At 34.8% G+C, this 18,632-nt stretch carries 20 protein-coding genes; 17 read left to right on the forward strand and 3 right to left on the reverse strand.

From position 1 onward, the window contains the following. Positions 1 to 138 precede the first annotated feature (138 nt). Complete coding sequence (sda, locus tag ACFSTA_RS11865; RefSeq protein WP_377556919.1) at positions 139 to 279, reverse strand: sporulation histidine kinase inhibitor Sda; 141 nt, start codon at positions 277 to 279, stop codon at positions 139 to 141. A 391-nt stretch (positions 280 to 670) separates the two neighbouring features. Here sda and ACFSTA_RS11870 point away from each other — a divergent pair, with 391 nt between their 5' ends. From ACFSTA_RS11870 to ACFSTA_RS11920, 11 genes are all read left to right on the forward strand, one after another. Continuing rightward, entirely contained in the window at positions 671 to 1,189 is a 519-nt protein-coding gene (locus ACFSTA_RS11870; protein ID WP_377556920.1) for a YqeG family HAD IIIA-type phosphatase, read from the forward strand. Next, positions 1,189 to 2,286: a ribosome biogenesis GTPase YqeH gene (gene yqeH, locus ACFSTA_RS11875; protein ID WP_377556921.1), complete on the forward strand. Its 1,098-nt coding sequence runs from the start codon at positions 1,189 to 1,191 to the stop codon at positions 2,284 to 2,286. Before ACFSTA_RS11870 ends, yqeH begins: the two co-directional genes overlap by 1 nt. A 12-nt stretch (positions 2,287 to 2,298) precedes the next feature. Continuing rightward, positions 2,299 to 3,156 (forward strand): shikimate dehydrogenase, encoded by an 858-nt coding sequence (aroE, locus tag ACFSTA_RS11880; protein WP_377556922.1) that lies wholly within the window; start codon positions 2,299 to 2,301, stop codon positions 3,154 to 3,156. Continuing rightward, positions 3,143 to 3,433, forward strand: a complete 291-nt coding sequence (gene yhbY / locus ACFSTA_RS11885) for a ribosome assembly RNA-binding protein YhbY (protein WP_377556924.1) — start codon at positions 3,143 to 3,145, stop codon at positions 3,431 to 3,433. The genes aroE and yhbY overlap by 14 nt, the downstream gene beginning before the upstream one ends. Positions 3,434 to 3,454: 21 nt before the next feature. Continuing rightward, entirely contained in the window at positions 3,455 to 4,018 is a 564-nt protein-coding gene (locus tag ACFSTA_RS11890) for a nicotinate-nucleotide adenylyltransferase (RefSeq protein WP_377556925.1), read from the forward strand. After that, positions 4,011 to 4,583 carry a bis(5'-nucleosyl)-tetraphosphatase (symmetrical) YqeK gene (yqeK, locus tag ACFSTA_RS11895; RefSeq protein WP_377556926.1) on the forward strand — a complete coding sequence of 191 codons (573 nt, stop codon included), beginning with the start codon at positions 4,011 to 4,013 and terminating at the stop codon, positions 4,581 to 4,583. Before ACFSTA_RS11890 ends, yqeK begins: the two co-directional genes overlap by 8 nt. A 4-nt stretch (positions 4,584 to 4,587) precedes the next feature. Then, positions 4,588 to 4,941 (forward strand): ribosome silencing factor, encoded by a 354-nt coding sequence (gene rsfS / locus ACFSTA_RS11900; RefSeq protein WP_377556927.1) that lies wholly within the window; start codon positions 4,588 to 4,590, stop codon positions 4,939 to 4,941. A 2-nt stretch (positions 4,942 to 4,943) separates the two neighbouring features. Next, positions 4,944 to 5,702: a class I SAM-dependent DNA methyltransferase gene (locus ACFSTA_RS11905; protein WP_377556928.1), complete on the forward strand. Its 759-nt coding sequence runs from the start codon at positions 4,944 to 4,946 to the stop codon at positions 5,700 to 5,702. 140 nt (positions 5,703 to 5,842) lie between these two features. Then, complete coding sequence (locus ACFSTA_RS11910) at positions 5,843 to 6,415, forward strand: helix-hairpin-helix domain-containing protein (protein ID WP_377556930.1); 573 nt, start codon at positions 5,843 to 5,845, stop codon at positions 6,413 to 6,415. A gap of 712 nt (positions 6,416 to 7,127) precedes the next feature. Then, positions 7,128 to 7,694, forward strand: coding sequence for a ComE operon protein 2 (locus tag ACFSTA_RS11915; protein WP_377556931.1), 567 nt, complete (start codon positions 7,128 to 7,130; stop codon positions 7,692 to 7,694). An 18-nt stretch (positions 7,695 to 7,712) separates the two neighbouring features. Beyond that, complete coding sequence (locus tag ACFSTA_RS11920) at positions 7,713 to 9,995, forward strand: DNA internalization-related competence protein ComEC/Rec2 (protein ID WP_377556932.1); 2,283 nt, start codon at positions 7,713 to 7,715, stop codon at positions 9,993 to 9,995. A 140-nt stretch (positions 9,996 to 10,135) separates the two neighbouring features. Here the strand turns inward: ACFSTA_RS11920 and ACFSTA_RS11925 are convergent, their stop codons facing one another. After that, positions 10,136 to 10,270, reverse strand: coding sequence for a YqzM family protein (locus ACFSTA_RS11925; RefSeq protein WP_377556933.1), 135 nt, complete (start codon positions 10,268 to 10,270; stop codon positions 10,136 to 10,138). A gap of 309 nt (positions 10,271 to 10,579) precedes the next feature. On the opposite strand from ACFSTA_RS11925, the gene holA reads away from it, so the two are divergent. Beyond that, positions 10,580 to 11,590, forward strand: coding sequence for a DNA polymerase III subunit delta (holA, locus tag ACFSTA_RS11930; protein ID WP_377556934.1), 1,011 nt, complete (start codon positions 10,580 to 10,582; stop codon positions 11,588 to 11,590). 59 nt (positions 11,591 to 11,649) lie between these two features. On the opposite strand, the gene rpsT is transcribed toward holA, so the two are convergent. Next, a complete protein-coding gene (gene rpsT, locus ACFSTA_RS11935; RefSeq protein ID WP_377556935.1) occupies positions 11,650 to 11,916 on the reverse strand; it encodes a 30S ribosomal protein S20 in 267 nt (88 codons plus the stop codon). Between the two features lie 178 nt (positions 11,917 to 12,094). On the opposite strand from rpsT, the gene gpr reads away from it, so the two are divergent. The 5 genes from gpr to hemW all read left to right on the forward strand — a co-directional run bounded on the left by gpr (position 12,095) and on the right by hemW (position 18,603). Then, the gene (gene gpr, locus ACFSTA_RS11940) at positions 12,095 to 13,195 is read left to right on the forward strand and encodes a GPR endopeptidase (RefSeq protein ID WP_377556936.1); all 1,101 of its coding nucleotides are present in this window, start codon (positions 12,095 to 12,097) and stop codon (positions 13,193 to 13,195) included. 117 nt (positions 13,196 to 13,312) lie between these two features. Continuing rightward, entirely contained in the window at positions 13,313 to 14,473 is a 1,161-nt protein-coding gene (gene spoIIP, locus ACFSTA_RS11945) for a stage II sporulation protein P (protein WP_377556937.1), read from the forward strand. Between the two features lie 12 nt (positions 14,474 to 14,485). Beyond that, positions 14,486 to 14,815: a hypothetical protein gene (locus ACFSTA_RS11950; protein ID WP_377556938.1), complete on the forward strand. Its 330-nt coding sequence runs from the start codon at positions 14,486 to 14,488 to the stop codon at positions 14,813 to 14,815. A 752-nt stretch (positions 14,816 to 15,567) separates the two neighbouring features. Beyond that, a complete protein-coding gene (gene lepA, locus ACFSTA_RS11955; RefSeq protein ID WP_377556939.1) occupies positions 15,568 to 17,376 on the forward strand; it encodes a translation elongation factor 4 in 1,809 nt (602 codons plus the stop codon). A gap of 66 nt (positions 17,377 to 17,442) precedes the next feature. Beyond that, complete coding sequence (gene hemW / locus ACFSTA_RS11960) at positions 17,443 to 18,603, forward strand: radical SAM family heme chaperone HemW (protein WP_377556940.1); 1,161 nt, start codon at positions 17,443 to 17,445, stop codon at positions 18,601 to 18,603. Positions 18,604 to 18,632: the final 29 nt, after the last annotated feature.

The raw sequence follows: 18,632 nt of genomic DNA on the forward strand, positions 1-18,632 counted from the left end.
CTACTTTATGAATTAGAATACCATAATATCGCATGAGACAAAAATAAAAAATCCCTATCACGCAAAGAATGATAAGGGAATTTCAGTTTCTTCCTATATAATATATTCGTAAAAAATTTATACCGTTTTTAACTGATTCTAACTAGAGAATTTAATTCTATGTAATAATCCACGACGATAGATTTCCTCTTTAATAAGTGAGACAAATTCAGGGCTTAAATTTAATTCATTTGCTTTATGATAGGATTCGAGTAATAATTCGTCTGACAAATGCTCCATAAATGCAGCCCTCCTAAAAATATTTTTTGCTCGGTTTTAAATAATGTAATAATAAAGTACCATGATTTGGTTTGTTGTACAAGATATCAGTTATCTACATCAGCCTGTAGATAACCTGTGAATAAAATGGGTGTATCATCTTTGGACCTTGATAAATCAGTGTGGAAAATGTGCATAAAGTTATCCACAATGCAAAAAATGATGCAATTTGTCGAACGATTTTACAAATTTTTTAGTGAATCTGCAAATTTCTCGGTATTCTAATACATATACTAACTATTTTTGATATCTATAAAAAGTTATTATAGGATGTATTTATATTGTATAATTACCCATGGTGTCTAATTTTAAACAGAGGAAGAAAATCTAATAACTAATTGAGGTGTAAGACTTGCTAAAACGATTTTTGCCGAATGAACATGTTAAAAGTATTTTTGAAATTAACCCGGAAGCCTTGAAAGAAAAAGGAATAAAAGGCGTTATTACCGATTTGGATAATACACTAGTTGCATGGGATGTTAGAGAGGCAACTCCAGAAGTGAAAGACTGGTTTAAACAAATGAAAGATCAAGGCATTAAAGTAACAATTGTATCGAATAATAAAGAAGAGCGAGTAAAGTTTTTCTCTGAACCACTAGAAACCCCTTATGTATTTAGTGCACGAAAGCCTTTGCGAAAAGCTTTTAAAGTTGCAGCTAAAGAAATGGGCTTACAAAGAGATGAAATGGTGGTTATTGGTGATCAGCTATTAACAGATGTTTTAGGTGGGAATTCTGCTGGATTTCATACCATATTAGTAGTTCCTATCGTGAAAACAGATGAAAAAATAACTAGAATCAATCGATCAATAGAGCGAAGAATACTAAATTATTTTCGTAACAAAGGCAAAATCACATGGGAGGAAAAATAATGGAACAAATAGATTGTCAAGGTTGTGGGGTAACTGTTCAGACAACAGACCCTGAAAAAATAGGTTATACTCCTGCGTCCTCTCTAAATCGAGAAAACGTATTATGCAAACGTTGTTTCAGACTTAAACATTATAATGAAATCCAAGACGTTTCGATGACAGATGACGACTTCTTAAAAATGGTCAGTACGATTCGCGATACAAATGCACTAGTAGTACATGTAATAGACATTTTCGATGTGAATGGTTCAATGATTAAAAGCTTGCCACGAATTGTTGGTAATAACCCAATCTTGTTAGTTGGTAATAAAATGGATTTATTGCCAAAATCTACAAATCACCGTAAACTAAAACAATGGTTACAATCATCTGCTAAAGAGGCTGGTTATAAAGTAAAAGATGTGTCCTTGATTTCATCCATTAAAGGCCATGGTATGGATGAATTGACAGAACTTATCGAAATTTATCGAGATAATCAAGATGTATACATTGTTGGAACGACTAATGTCGGTAAATCTACTTTTATCAATCGATTAATTAAACAATCTGTCGGTGAAAGTGATGTGATTACAACTTCTTATTTTCCGGGTACAACCTTAGGTTTTATTGAAATACCAATAGATGATCAGCATTCCTTAATCGATACACCGGGTATTGTAAATAAACAACAAATTGCTCATTATATTTCTGATCAGGATTTAAAATTAATCACGCCTAACAAAGAGATTAAACCTCGGATTTATCAATTAAATGATAAGCAAACATTATATTTTGGTGGACTCGCACGTTTAGATTTTATAAAGGGAAGCAAGCAATCATTTGTATGTTATTTTTCAAATCAACTACCCATTCATCGGACAAAGTTGGAAAATGCAGATTCTCTGTATGAAAATCATCTAGGTGAAATGCTTGCACCTCCCAATGAGGAAACGATAGAGAGTTTACCGAAATTAACAACAAGCACATTCCGTATCCAAGGTGAAAAGACAGATATTGTATTCCCTGGACTTGGGTGGGTGAGTGTAGAGGGAGATATTACCGTTATAGCTCATAGCCCAAAAGGAGTTCATGTGTCTATAAGAAAGTCGTTATTATAGGAGTGGGAAAGAATGAATTATCGTTTAGGACTTATTGGTTACCCAATCGAACATTCCCTTTCGCCATGGATACATAATCAATTTCTTGAAAAAACTAGCCTAAATGGCAATTATTCGGCCTATGAAATAGCACCACAAGAATTTGAACAGAATATTAAGGATTTTTTTTCCTTAGACCTACTTGGCTTTAATGTCACCATACCATATAAACAGAAAATAATTCCTTATTTGGATGAGCTGGATGAATATGCTGCTCAAATTGGAGCTGTAAATACCGTGAAAAATAAAGATGGTAAATGGATTGGTTATAATACAGATGGCCAAGGGTATATTCGTTCTTTAAAAGGGAAGTTTCCGATGCTATTTTCGGATAATAACCGTCGCATTCTTCTCATCGGAGCTGGTGGAGCTGCTAGGAGTATATATTATGCACTAGTAACCGAGGGATTTTTAAATATCGACATTACGAATAGAACATTAGAGCATGCTCGTGATATAAAAGGCATGAAGAGTGGATTAACAACTACCGAGGTTCTTAGTATACCAGATGCAGAAAGAAATCTAGATCAGTATGATTTAATAATACAAACGACAAATGTAGGAATGTCACCTGAAAAAGATGTATCCATTGTAATGTTGAACCATGTGAATCCATCGACTATCATTAGTGATATTGTATATCGACCTATTTTAACGAATATGTTAGAGCAGGCAAAAGTAAAAGGGGCTTATTTACATTACGGCCATACGATGCTTTTATATCAAGCACAATATGCATTTGAGATTTGGACAAATAAGAAAGTAGTTGTAGAAGGTATGGAAGAACAATTAAAAACTATTTTGGAGGGAAAACATTATGTTAACAGGTAAACAAAAAAGATTTTTAAGATCTGAAGCCCATCATTTAAAACCAATTTTTCAAGTAGGGAAGACTGGAGTAAATGAAAATATGATTGCACAAATAAGTGAAGCTTTAGAAAAAAGAGAATTAATTAAAGTTAGTATTTTACAAAACTGTTTAGAGGATAAAGACACGGTGGCAGAAGAGTTACGGACTGGAACGCATAGTGAGGTTGTACAAATTATCGGTAACAATATAGTATTATATAAAGAATCGAATGAAAATAAACAGATTAAATTACCATAACAGTCTGTAAGGGAGTAGGTTATGAAACGAATTGGGATATTAGGTGGTACGTTTGATCCACCACATATAGGTCATTTAGTGATAGCCGAAGAAGTAAGAATGGCTCTTCACTTAGAGGAGATTTGGTTTATTCCAACTTATGAACCTCCGCATAAACAAGAGGCTTCCATAGAAGTAAATAAGCGGCTAGCGATGCTAGAATCGGCTATTAGTGATAATACGTCGTTTCACATTAATACTATAGAAATAGAACGTTCTGGCAAATCTTATACGTATGATACGATTAAATCGTTAAATAATCGCTATTCCGATACGGAGTTCTTTTTTATAATTGGTGGAGATATGGTTGAATATTTGCCACATTGGCATAAAATAGATGAATTAATGCGTATGGTTAAATTCGTAGGTGTGAAACGGCCAGGATATTCTTTAACTACACCCTATCCGATACAGGAAGTAGAAATTCCGATGATTGATATTTCTTCATCATTAATTAGAGAACGGTTATATAAAAATGAATCAATCAGGTATTTAGTACCTGATTCTGTTTACACTTTTATTAAGGGGAATCATTTGTATGAATAGGAATGATGCTATTTCAATTGTCGAACCGCATTTAACGAAAGAAAGGTTTGATCATACGTTACGGGTTACTGAAACGGCGATTTCGTTAGCTAAGAAATATGGAGAATCTGAAGAAAAAGCTGAGCTTGCATCTATTTTCCACGATTATGCAAAATATAGACCATTGGATGAAATGAAAAGATGGATTATCAATAGTAACTTACCGAAGGACTTACTATTGTATCACCATGAGTTATGGCATGGACCGGTTGGCTCTATTCTAATTGAACGGGAATACGGAATACGAGATGAATCTATTAAAAATGCCGTATATTACCATACAACAGGAAGACCACATATGACCAAGTTGGAAATGATTGTTTTTGTGGCGGATTATATTGAGCCAGGAAGAAGTTTTTCTGGCCTTGATGAAGTCCGAGAAATGTCTCAACATGATTTAATTAAAACGGCTTGGATGGTTTCTCGAAATACAATTAATTTTTTGATGAGTAAACAAAATCGCATTTATCCTGATACTTTTCATGCATATAATGATTTAACGAGACAATTAGACGGAGGGAATTAATTAGATGGAAATCAAAGAAATATTACATTTAGCTGCTGAAGCATGCAGTGATAAAAGAGCAGAAAATATTGTAGCACTTGATATGGATCAAGTTTCATTAGTTGCTGACTATTTTTTAATTTGCCATGGTACAAATGAACGCCAGGTTCAAGCAATTGCTCGTGCTGTGAAAGAAAAAATGGATGAACATGATATTTCAGTAAAAAGGTTAGAAGGGTTAGAACAGGCTAGATGGGTTTTAGTGGATCTAGGTGACATAGTATGCCATATTTTCCACAGAGATGAACGGATTTATTATAATTTAGAAAGACTTTGGGGAGATGCTTCTCAAGTTCCGTTGACGATAGGACAAGATTAACGATGTCTTATCAACAAATGGCGATTTTATATGATAAATTTATGCAGGATGCCCCGTATGATTTATGGATATCATTCACTGAAGAAGTAATTAACCAATATGGAAAGAACGTCTCTCAGATAGCAGATCTAGGGTGTGGTACTGGTGAGATTACTAAGAGATTAGCACAAAAAGGCTATCATATGACTGGTGTAGACTACTCTGCAGAAATGCTTACTATTGCCGAACAAAAGGCTAGTGAAGATCGACTTTCTATTCGCTTGATACATCAAGATCTGAGGGAACTAGAAGGGCTAGCAGACATCGACGCTGTTGTTAGTTATTGTGATGTAATTAATTACATCACAGAGACAAGTGACTTGGAAAAGGTGTTTCAAAATATAGCTGATTGCCTAATAGATGGTGGTTTATTAATTTTTGATATGCATTCAATGAATCATGTTGAGGAAAATTTGGTAAATCATACCTTTGCAGACGTAACAGAGGATAGTTCATACATCTGGTATTGTACAGAAGGGGAACAACCTGGAGAGATGTACCATGATTTAACTTTCTTTTTATTAGATGAAGGTACTCATAAATATACCCGATTTGATGAGACGCATCATCAACGGACGTATCCAATACATTTTTATGTAGGATTGTTAAAAAAATTAGGTTTTATAAATATTAATTTTTATGGTGATTTTTCCTTAAAAAGTGAAAATTTGCATGAAAATAGTGAAAGAATTTTTATAACTGCCGAAAAGGGATCGAGATAATACCAATATCTCGATCTTTATTTATTTCAAGAGAACTCGACAATTGAAAGAATTTTATATATAATTCCTTATAATCTCCCTTACTAATTTCCGTTGTTCCATTCCCCCCCTAAAAGGATGTGACTCCTCTGTTTGAAATAATGAAGAAATATTCATTTTTTATTCTTATTGGCTTCGTCATAATCATTGTACTAATATCCACTTCTAAGTTTTCCAAAGATGAACAGGAAGCGTATATACCGATTACTGCCGATACTCCCAATGAACCAATAGAATCTCTAGAAGAAATACAAAACGAAAGTGAAATTGTAGTCGATATTAAAGGTGAGGTGTTTAACCCTGGAGTATACAAAATGACAATTAATTCACGTGTCGAAGATGTTGTCAAAATGGCAGGTGGGTTTTCTGAAAACGCCGATCAAACTGTAGTCAACCTTGCCCAAAAGGTTCATGATGAAATGATTATCGTTGTTCCAGAGGTCGGAGAAGAACAGACTACTATTACAAAGGACAATGAAGGAAAAATTAGAGTTAATTATGCATCAATCGAAGAAATTCAAACCTTGAACGGAATTGGGCCATCAAAAGCACAAGCAATAATTCAGTACCGAGAAGAAAACGGGTTCTTTGGAAGTGTAGAGGATCTATTAAACGTATCTGGCATTGGAGAAAAAACTTTGGAAAACATTCAAGATGAAATTATAATCCCTTAACAGATTGACGATTTTAAGCGGATAAAGGTAAACTATATGTAATTGATTTTGGCTCTTTTTTAATAGTTTGTTGTTATTTTATATAGACTGCGAAGTAACTTATAATGAAAAACGTGGTGAAATCTGAGATTAAATGTACTGCACCAAATCTCGCTCCAGAAATACACTTCGCTTTCCGCGGACTAACGATAAGCCTCCGTGCTCGCAAAACAAGTGCACCTGCATCTTCTAGTAATGTTTCGCACTAGGCTTCCACGACGCAAGGGAAAAAAGAAGTTTACTCAAGTAGTTCCTTCGCTCCTGTGGGGTCTTATCGACTTTGCTTGGAGTAGGGGTATAACGGAGCGGACATGGCGTACGTTATTTCGTAAAATTATCTCATTTGAAAATGTTATCGGACATCAAGTACGTTATATGCTCTAATTCGTACCAGAATACCAGTCATTCCGGTTAATAACGGAACAGATGTCCTTTAAAGCCCTTTATTACCCAATTTTGTCATAAATAAGGGAAGAATTGTCCGTTTCCATACTTCTCCTATCCATGTATTTTCTTTGCCTCTTCGCGTTCCCTATGGAAAGCGACTGCCCGGAGCGGAAAACACATTGCAGTTAATGCGCAGTTTACATCAACTTCGAATTAGATTAAACATGAAATGCAACAGCTTTTAGAAAACAGTCTTGATTTTTAATACTTAGAAGGTGGTCTAACCATGCAAAGAATATCCTGGGATCAGTATTTTATGGCACAAAGTCATTTATTATCTTTACGTAGTACATGTACACGATTGATGGTAGGAGCCACCATTGTACGAGACAAGCGCATTATCGCTGGAGGTTATAATGGTAGCGTATCTGGAAGTGTTCACTGTGTAGATGAAGGTTGCTATGTCATTGATGGTCATTGCGTAAGAACGGTTCACGCAGAGGCAAATGCACTATTACAGTGCGCAAAGTTTGGGGTTCCTACTGAAAACGCTGATGTTTATGTAACCCACTTCCCGTGTTTACAATGTAGCAAGCAATTAATACAAAGTGGAATTCGAACAGTTTATTATTCGGAGGATTATAAAAATCATCCATATGCTATTCAACTATTTGAAGAGGCTGGAGTAGAGACGATAAAGGTGGAGTTGGATTATTTAACAGTAGATACGAATTATCAAGAAAAAGAGAATTATGTACAAGACCTACTTGAAAAAATACAAACCCTATCACAGGATGAACATGAAGTACAAGAACTTCGAAGTAAGGCTGAGGATTTGTTCAAATTTAAATGAAATATTAGGTGTTAACAAATGAAAGGTAAATGGTATATTGCAGCTATTTCTATTGCTATTAGCGTGTTAACCATCCACTTGGACAACAAATATTTTTTTGTCGGTCTCGTTGTATGGTTACTTATTTTATATTTCATGAAGCGGTTAGGGAAAATACCAGTTCTTGTCTCCTTAACCCTTTCCCTGTTTTTTATTTTTTATATTCCCCCCCTGAATGAAACTTCCCATGAAATTCCTCCGAAAAACATAGAAGTTACCGGTGAAATTACAAGTCCAATTGAAATGAAGGAACAATATATTAATTTTCGGTTCAAAGAAGCATCTACAAAACAATCGATACTGATTACTATTTTTCCGGATCAAATTGTTACAAATGAAGAGAGTGCGATGCTCCTACATGGTGCTACATGTAGGGTATTTGGTAGCTTGGGGCTTCCAGATAAAAGTAGCAATCCTGGTCAATTTGATTATAGAAGTTATTTAGCAACCCAAGGTATAACCTATCAGCTGATTGTAGAATCCATCGAGGATATTTCTTGTCAAGGCTCTTCTCCTTTCATAAGTAAGATTTTTCAATGGAAAGTCTTATTACAGGAAGGGTTATCCGAATTATATAGTACAGAAACATATGCGTGGATTAATGCCTTAGTTCTTGGTAATGATGATTTTATTGCTGAAGATACAATTGAGATTTTCCGCAAATGGGGGCTGTCTCATTTACTAGCTATATCCGGTCTTCATATCGGTCTAGTCGTCGCCTTAATTTATTTCGTTTTAATCAAATTAAGTATACTAACAAAAGAAAAAGCACAGTGGACGATAACATTCGTTTTGCCACTATATGCATTACTTGCTGGTGGACAACCCTCCGTATGGCGCGCATCTTTAATGGTGCTGATGATTGTTCTGTTGTCAAAACTTAAACGGGTGTATAGTTCGATTGATATTATCAGTATGGTCTTTATTTTATTGATTATTTTTGATAAATATATCGTCTATCATATCGGTTTTCAGTTATCCTTTCTCGTTACCTTTACTATTTTATTATCGAGAGAATGGTTATTAGAAACCCAATCATTGTTTTTTCAAATGTTAAAAATTAGTTTTATCTCTCAAATCGTCATCATACCATTGCAATTTTTATACTTTTCTTCAGTACAACCATTAGCAATATTATTAAATGTAATTGTTGTTCCCTACTTTTCTTTTTTTGTTATTCCATTTATGTTTATCCTCGTATTCTTCTCGCTTTTTCCATTCGTTGCTAAGATATTCGACCAATTATTTATTTTCGTTCATGAAAAATTATTTGTGTCCTTCCTTGAAGTGATTGATCACTATGTTTATTTCCCTTGGATTAACGGTTCATTTCCACTTAGCATTGCCGTTGTTTTTTATGCGCTTGTTCTCTTAATGATGAAAAATATTCAACTACATAAATCAATGCTAGCATTTCGTTATGGCGTGCTCCTAACAGTATTAATTATGTATGTCATATGTAGGCCGTATTTTTCTCCAAATGGTTCTGTTACCATGCTTGACATTGGACAAGGTGATGCCATTGTTATTGAACTTCCGTATCGCGAAGGTGTTATTTTAATCGATGCAGGAGCTAATTTTACGTTTGACCAGATGGAACCTGGGGAAAAGGTATTTACACAAATCATAAAACCTTTTTTGCATACAAAAGGAATTGTGAAATTGGATGCTATATTTATTTCACATGAAGATGTTGATCATTATGGTAGTGTAGGATATCTTCTTGAAGAATTCATTGTTGAACAAATATTTATTAGCCCGTATTTTGAGCTCCCGCCATCTGAATTATTAACTTGGAAAAAACTTGGGACGGAGATAAATAGAGTACAGAAGGGTGAGGAGGTAATTGTTGGAGAAAAATCGTTCTATGTTCTTGAACCTTCTGAAAACAAAGGTTCTTCTAATGAGAATTCTTTAGTCATTTACTCAGAATTTGGCGGGCAGAATTGGCTGTTTACGGGTGATATAGGCAAAATAACGGAAGAAAATATGATGAAAAACTATCCGGAGTTGGTAGTTGATATTTTAAAAGTAGCGCACCACGGTAGTCATTCATCAACGGACAAATATTTCATAGAGACTATCGAGCCTGATTATGCATTGATATCGGTAGGAAAAAACAACCGATATGGTCATCCTGCAAAAGAAGTCCTTCAAACTTTAGAAGAAGCCGATGTAACAATATTACGCACGGATCTAGATGGAGCTGTTTTTTTTCATTTTGGTCATGAGAGTGGAACGTTTTATAAATACGTACCATAAGATACAAGTAGATAAAAGGAAGTGCGAACTTAGATAGGTGAGTAGGCTGCTGCACGTAGTAAGTAAATATAAAAAGAGACTGTAAATACTCAGTCTCTTTATTATCGTATAGTCTCTTGATTAGGTAATGAACATATGTATTATTGACCAATAACGCTAATTACTACACCGATTGCAAAGATAAGAACAAAGAAAATTAGAGAAAAAGAAAAACCTTTTATGGAATCCACTACATCATTATTTTTAGATTGTACGTTTTTTTCAAATTCGTTCATTTCTACCCCTCCTATATCAATTATAGTATAAAACAAATGCCTTAAAAAATCCACAGAGATCTAAAAAAGACACAGAAAATTAAATGTCACCATAATTAGAAAGAGTTAACAACTATACTTTTACTTATATCGGAAAAGCTATAGATAAAGAAAACATCGTTTGAAATGCAGTTCCTAGGGCTGGGTTTTAAACGTTTATATAGATTAGAGAGGGAATCCCACCATAGTTTCCCTCTCAAGATTTTTCTTGCTATTCCAAAGTGTACAGATTACCATTAAATATGTATATACAGTAATGGAGTGAATAGCATGAGTTATTTAGAAGCGATTGAGAAATTAAAAAAGAAAGACCTACCCAATATTTTATTATTATATGGAACAGAAGCATATTTTATCCAAAAAATAAAAGATCAGGTATTAAAAAACATCGATGAAGATAATTTATCTACATATGATTTAAGTGAGACTCCTATTCAAGAATTAATCGGGGATGCCGAGACCTATCCTTTCTTTGGAGATAAAAAGGTCATTATTGCAAATAATCCTGTATTCTTAAAAGCCAAACCGGATAAATTAACATTTGAACATGACTTAGATGTATTACAAAGGTACGTAGAATCGCCTGTAGATTACTCTGTTATCTTATTTATTGCCCCTTATGAAAAATTAGATGAACGGAAGAAATTAACGAAGACTTTGAAGAAAAATGCTTTAGTTGCAGAATGTAATCCAATTAAAGAGTTTGAACTATCTAAGTGGATAAAAAGTTTAGCTAATCAATACCAAATGACAATAGCTGAAGATGCATATGAAATAATGGAATCTGAAATATCGACAAACCTTAATTTATTGGAAAATGAGCTCGCAAAATTAGCCTTGTATGTAGGTGAAGGCGGAGTTGTTACAAAAGATGTTGCTGAGGATTTGATTTCACATACGATAACCAGTTCTTCACTAAGATTAGTTGATGCAGTTATTGAAGGGAATTTACAAAAAGCAATTTCGATATTTAAAGACTTAGAAAAGATGAAAGAAGAACCGATTGCAATGATTGGGCTATTAGCTTTTCAATTTCGGACAATACTACGCGTTAAATTGCTAAAGCATAAAGGATATACACAATTTCAAATGCAAAAGCAGATTGGTGCACATCCCTATGTGATTAAGGTAGCGCTTAGTAGAGAGGCAAAATTCACTACTGAAAAACTTCAGTTTATTATTGATAAATTAGCAACTGCAGACGCTGTTATGAAACAGGGAAGAATGGAAAAAGAACTTGCCTTTGAGTTGTTATTATATGATTTAATTCATGTAGCATAATAAATACCACTAAAAAAACGATCCTAACAAAGGGATCGTTTTTTCTTTCAATCATGAAATTATGCACCTAATCCATTAACTTGTTTTGTTAAACGAGCTTTTTGGCGATTACCATTGTTTTTATGGATAAGTCCTTTTTGTACTGCTTTGTCAATTTTTTGTGTTGTTTCACGTAATGCAGCTTTTGCATTTTCCACGTCATTTGCTTCAACAAATTTTTCAACTTGCTTTATTTGTGAACGCATATCAGATTTCGCTGATTGATTTTGTGTACGTTTTTTATTATTTACTTCTACACGTTTAATTGCTGATTTGATGTTAGCCATTCTTTGTTTCACCTCCTAAAAGGGCTATTTCTCCCTTATATGGACAAGAGTCATTTTATCAGAGGTGGGGCATGTTTTCAATAGAAATGTTATCATCCGTCTTAAATTGTATGTTTTTGGTGAAAATGTGAATCCTATTATAATAGCCAACTTATTAAATTTAGGAGGATATTTTTCTATGGAAAATAAGGAGCAAACATACGAAGTTCGTACGGATTTGGCCGTTGAAGCAAAAGATATGTACGTGGAGAAGGAAGATCAAAAAAAGGAAGATCAGATTAAAGGAGTAAAAGTAAAAGAACGACATGAAAATGATATAAAAATTAACTATGTTGATATAGATGCTGAGGGGGCGGAGTTACTAGGTAAGAAAGCGGGTTCGTATGTAACGATATATGCTGACGGAGTAAAAAGGCAAGATACGACTAGACAAGAAAATGCTGCCAAAATATTAGCCGCTGAACTGGAACAACTATTAAAAAAAAATAATATACCACAAGATGGCACCGGTTTAATTGTTGGACTTGGAAATTGGAATGTTACACCAGATGCATTAGGGCCAATGACTGCTGACAAGGTGTTAGTTACCAGCCATTTGTTTCAATTGGAACATGAATCGGTTGCAGAAGGTTATCGTCCCGTCGCGGCAGTAACTCCAGGCGTGATGGGAGTTACAGGAATTGAGACTAGTAACATTATCTTTGGAATAGTTGAGAAGTTTCAGCCGGACTTTATCATTGCAATTGATGCATTAGCTTCTCGCTCCGTTGAACGAGTTAATGAAACCATTCAATTATCTGATTCCGGTATTCATCCAGGATCTGGCGTAGGAAATAAGCGGAAAGAATTAAGTAAGGAAACTTTAGGTGTACCAGTACTTGCTATCGGAGTGCCAACGGTTGTCGACGCGGTAACCATCACTAGTGATACAATTGATTTTCTATTAAAGCATTTCGGTAGAGAGTTAAAAGAAAAGGATAAACCATCCAGAGCATTAGCTCCTGCTAGTATGACATTTGGTGGTAAAGAATTTACCGAGGAAGATTTACCAGATGAGGAAAAACGAAAGACTTTCTTAGGAATTGTTGGTGGATTATCGGAAGAAGAAAAACGTACCTTGATTAAGGAAGTGTTGACACCTATTGGCCACAACCTCATGGTAACTCCCAAAGAAGTGGATGGATTTATGATTGACATGTCCCACGTCATAGCGAATGGTATTAATGCTGCATTACATGAGAACGTTAATGTAGATAATTTTGCTTCATATACGAGATAAGTAATAGAGGAACTCTTTTTCCTCTATTATTTTTTTCATTTTAGAAGATTTGGTTCTACCTTCAAAAGAACTGTCATAGTTTTAACTATAGACAGTGCTTCTCGAGAGGGTGGAACAATGCTTTTAGGCAATAAGGGACTTTATACCAATAATAAAATAAGTCAATGGATTAAAAAAAGCGGTATGTATTTAGTATGTATTGTCATATTATTTGTCTCTATCGGTGTTCTGACTACATTATCACCAGCGTACCGATTTTCGTCAGATTTAATAACAAGATGGACAAGTGAAGTTGATAGCTCTACTTTTTTATATTTATTAGGGATGGAGAACCGCGCATTTAAGGCAGGTTATCCGGATGATTATCATACGCCAAACATTTCAGCAACTCTATTACAAGTAGCTACAAGTTTAAAACCACAGGACCCTAGAAGCTTATTAGGTAATGAATTGCCTGGATTTTCCATCTTTGACAAAAAAATATTGGTGGCAGGCGAAGGGTCTAATTATACAAATATGCCTATTGAATCTTCACCACCTCTTGAAGATGTATTAGAGGATCGACACGCAATTATAGATGAAGAGGAAGAACAACCGGAAGAAAAAGAACCTTCCCAAATAACTGAGGAGGATGTTGTTTTTCTCTATAATACACATAATTATGAATCTTTTTTACCACATTTACCTGATGTCACAGAAGCAGATTCAGCACATCATAATGAGGTGAATATTACGAAGGTAAGCGATCGGTTGGCACAATCTTTAAAAGGATACGGAATTGGAACCTATGTTGACAAGACAGATAATATGAAGTTGTTAGATGAAAAAGGTTGGGAGTACTGGCAGTCCTACGAGTCATCACGAGAGATTGTTCAGGAAGCCTTTGCATCCCATCAAGGAATTCAATATGTCTTCGATATACATCGTGACGCAGCTGGTCGTAGTCATACTACAAAAGAAATTGATGGAAAATCCTATGCGAGAATATACTTTGTAGTTGGAGAAGACTACGAAACAAATGAGAAAAATATTGAACTTGCAAATCAATTACATTCTTTGATGGAGGAAAAATACCCTGGGATTAGTAGAGGTATATATCCAGCAGGCGGACCTGGAAACAATGGGGTTTATAACCAAGATCTACATGAAAATGCGATATTGTTGGAGTTTGGTGGTGTAGAAAATAATCTTGATGAGTTAAATCGTACGGCAGATGCATTAGCTGAAGTGTTTAGTGAATTTTACTGGAGTAAGGCAGAAAAAGTAAATGCGAATTAGGAGGAATATTCGATGAGAAGCATAGTCGTTTTATTATTATTGGTCATTTGCTTTCTAGCTGGTACTTTGTTCGGAATAAATCGTGGTGATACGGCTTTAGTTGGCGATGCAAGAGAGGAACAAATTGATACGTTTGAAGTGGAAGGTGACAGTGATCAGGTACAAGCTGAAGCGGAAGAAAAGGAAGCACCTTCACCTGAAGTAAGTACGACAGAAGTAATGGACATGAAAGAATCGGTTAATTTCACACAAAAGACAGCTTCGTTTTTAGAATCGGGTGTTAAAGTCTTCTATGATGCAGTTGTGACTATCCTATATCAAATTTCACAGTTGTTTTATTAATTATTCTGAATCCCATGAGATAGAATTGGGATTCTTTTTATTTGAATTCCCATTATGTATCGTTTGTTGCAAAGTTGATGTAAAATGCGCATTAACTTAATATGTTGGTTGGTGTCTTTACCTCGCTCCAGAAATACACTTCGCTTTCCGAGGGCGGCTGGTGAGCCTCCTCGTGCTGGCGCACTGTGGGGTCTCACCGATGCCTTTCCTCCCGCCGGAGTCTTCGTGTATTTCTTCCGCTAGAATAGTGCGTTTCAATTTCTTGGCGTGTATTCTGTTCCATTAGAAAGAGTTCCACAAAACGTTTATAGCATGGGCTTAACACTATTCCTAAGCAGAAGATAACCATCAGCGAGGTATTCTGCCGGAGCGGTTTTGTAGCAAACTATATTGAATTAGACTGTCCAAGTAAATCTATGCATAAGTTATGTCGCAGTTTATATATTATTAGCAACAAAGTTTACGAAAACACTCTAAAGGAAAAATCCAAACTAATTCGGATTCTACGTAAACTACGAATTAAGATTCATTATTGAAAAAGCAACTGTCTTATAGAAAGCAGTCTTTTTGAATGAGGAATCGATCAGATTCAACAGCTAAATTTGTTAGATGGATTAGTGCTTCTTGAAAGTAATCCTTTCTATTGCTATAATCATCCTAGTTGTAGACAAAAATATAAAGGTTTTTTAAAGAGAAAAATTTTAACCTTTTATCACTTATGGGTAAAAGACATGTAGGAGTTGGCATTACGTATGGTTAGAAAACAAAAGAATGTACGTAACTTTTCGATTATCGCTCATATTGATCACGGAAAATCAACGTTAGCTGATCGAATTTTAGAACAAACAAAGGCATTAACACAACGTGAAATGAAAGAACAGTTTCTTGATGCAATGGATCTGGAGAGAGAACGCGGAATTACAATTAAGTTAAACGCCGTTCAATTACAATATTTGAGTAAGAGCGGGGAAGATTATACTTTTCATTTAATAGATACTCCGGGCCATGTGGATTTTACATATGAAGTATCACGAAGTCTTGCTGCATGTGAGGGGGCTATACTAGTAGTTGATGCTGCCCAAGGCATTGAAGCACAAACACTTGCTAATGTTTATCTTGCACTGGATAATGAACTAGAAATAATTCCCGTTATTAATAAAATTGATTTACCAAGCGCAGACCCAGAACGAGTGAAAAAAGAATTAGAAGAGGTTATTGGTATCGATCCAGATGACGTTATTTTGGCATCTGCAAAATCGAATATAGGTATTGATGATATTCTTGAGAGAATTACACAGGCAATTCCTGCTCCAGAAGGGGATCCAGAGGCGCCTTTAAAAGCACTTATATTTGATTCATTATACGATCCATACCGTGGAGTAATTGCATACGTATGTATTAAAGAAGGCTCTGTAAAAGTTGGCGATAAGATTAAAATGATGGCGACTGAAAAAGAATTTGAAGTAAATGAAGTCGGTGTCTTTACTCCAAAGCCAGTTGGTAAAGATGAGTTAACCGTTGGTGATGTTGGTTATTTAACGGCATCTATTAAAAATGTGAGTGACACTCGTGTTGGGGATACAATCACCTTAGCAAAAAATCAAGCGGAATCCGCGTTACCTGGATACAAAAGATTAAATCCTATGGTTTTCTGTGGTTTATACCCGGTTGATGCCAATAAATATAATGATTTACGAGAAGCGTTAGAACGTCTTGAGTTAAATGATTCTTCTTTACAGTATGAAGCAGAAACATCACAAGCATTAGGATTCGGATTCCGTTGTGGATTTTTAGGACTTCTCCATATGGAAATCATACAAGAGCGTATTGAACGTGAATTTAATATTGATCTAATCACCACAGCACCTAGTGTTATTTATGAAGTCGAGCAAACGGATGGTGAGGTCATTAACATTGATAACCCATCATTTATGCCAGACCCACAACAAATTAAAGAAGTCCGTGAGCCTTATGTAAAGGCAACTATAATGGTTCCTAATGATTTTGTTGGTGCAGTAATGGAAATAGCACAGAAAAAAAGAGGGCAATTTATAGATATGGAGTATCTGGATGATATTCGAGTGAATGTTATTTATCATATTCCACTTTCAGAAATTGTTTATGACTTTTTTGATCAATTGAAATCACAAACAAAAGGGTATGCTTCTTTTGATTATGATTTAATAGGCTACCGAGTATCAAATCTTACGAAAATGGATATTTTGCTTAATGCAGAAACAATTGATGCATTGTCATTTATCGTACATCGTGATTTTGCCTATGAACGAGGAAAACAAATTGTTGATAAATTGAAAGATTTAATTCCTAGACAACAGTTTGAAGTACCTGTACAGGCTGCAATCGGGAATAAGATTGTGGCACGTTCTACAATTAAAGCAATGCGCAAAAATGTATTGGCAAAATGTTACGGTGGGGATATATCCCGTAAACGTAAACTTTTAGAGAAACAAAAAGAAGGAAAAAAACGAATGAAGATGGTTGGTTCGGTTGAAGTACCTCAAGAAGCATTTATGGCTGTACTACAAATGAATGACGATTAATTCATGAAAATGGGAGAACTTTATGATAAAGTTTTTCCTTTTCTTTTTAGGAATAGGGAGGAAATGATGATGATCAAGTCAGTATATATCCATATACCATTTTGCCAGCAAATCTGTCATTACTGTGATTTCACAAAATTCTTCTATAATGAACAATTAGCAGATGAATATATGGAGGCTTTACGACAGGAAATAAATACGAATGTTAGTGGAACAAATAATAAAGTACGCACTATTTTTATTGGTGGGGGAACACCAACAGCTTTAAATTTGAAACAGTTACGTTCATTGCTAGAAGTAGTGAACGAGAAATTTGATGTATCCCAATGTGAAGAATTTACGATCGAGGCTAATCCGGGAGATTTTGATGAAGAAAAGGTTAAATTACTAAAGAGTTATGGGGTAAATCGAATTTCATTAGGTGTACAAGTATTTGATAATAATATGCTTGAAGAGTTAGGAAGAATTCATAAAGTAAAAGACGTCTATCAAACAATTGATTTATTAAAGCAGTACGGGTTTGAAAATATTAGTATAGATCTTATTTATTCACTCCCAAACCAAACAGTAGAAGGTTTCCAAAAAACGGTTGAGGAAGCTTTATCTTTTCAATTACCACATTATTCATCGTATTCCTTGCAAATAGAACCGAAAACAATTTTTTATAACCGTTTTAAAAAAGGTAAACTTCATCGTCCTGCTCAAGAGGAAGAAGTACTCATGTATGAGGTATTGAAAAAATCAATGATAGAAAATGGATTAAACCAATATGAAATTAGTAATTTCGCTAAAGAAGGCTATGAAAGCAAGCATAATTTAACATATTGGAATAATGATTATTATTACGGATTCGGAGCAGGAGCAAGCGGTTATTTACCTGGTAAGCGAACAATTAACATTCGACCACTACCTGCATATGTAAAACAAGCGATGAAAGATGGGAAACCTGTATTACATGCAGATGAGATCGGGTTGAAAGAGCGAATTGAAGAGGAATTGTTTTTAGGTTTACGTAAACTGAAAGGAATTAATAAGGAAAACTTTGAACGTAAATACGGTTTTTCTTATGACAAGCTATATAGAGATAAAATAAGCCTGTTAAGTCATAAAGGATGGATAAAAGAAAAGGACGGATACCTTCGACTTACAGAAGAAGGAGTCTTGTTAGGGAATAATGTTTTTGAGTACTTTCTTTTAGAAGACAGTGAACTAGAACATGTTCATTGACAAAAAAAATAGGATTTGATAACTTAATA

Source organism: Ornithinibacillus salinisoli, assembly GCF_042684965.1.
GTDB classification, from domain to species: domain Bacteria; phylum Bacillota; class Bacilli; order Bacillales; family Amphibacillaceae; genus Ornithinibacillus; species Ornithinibacillus salinisoli.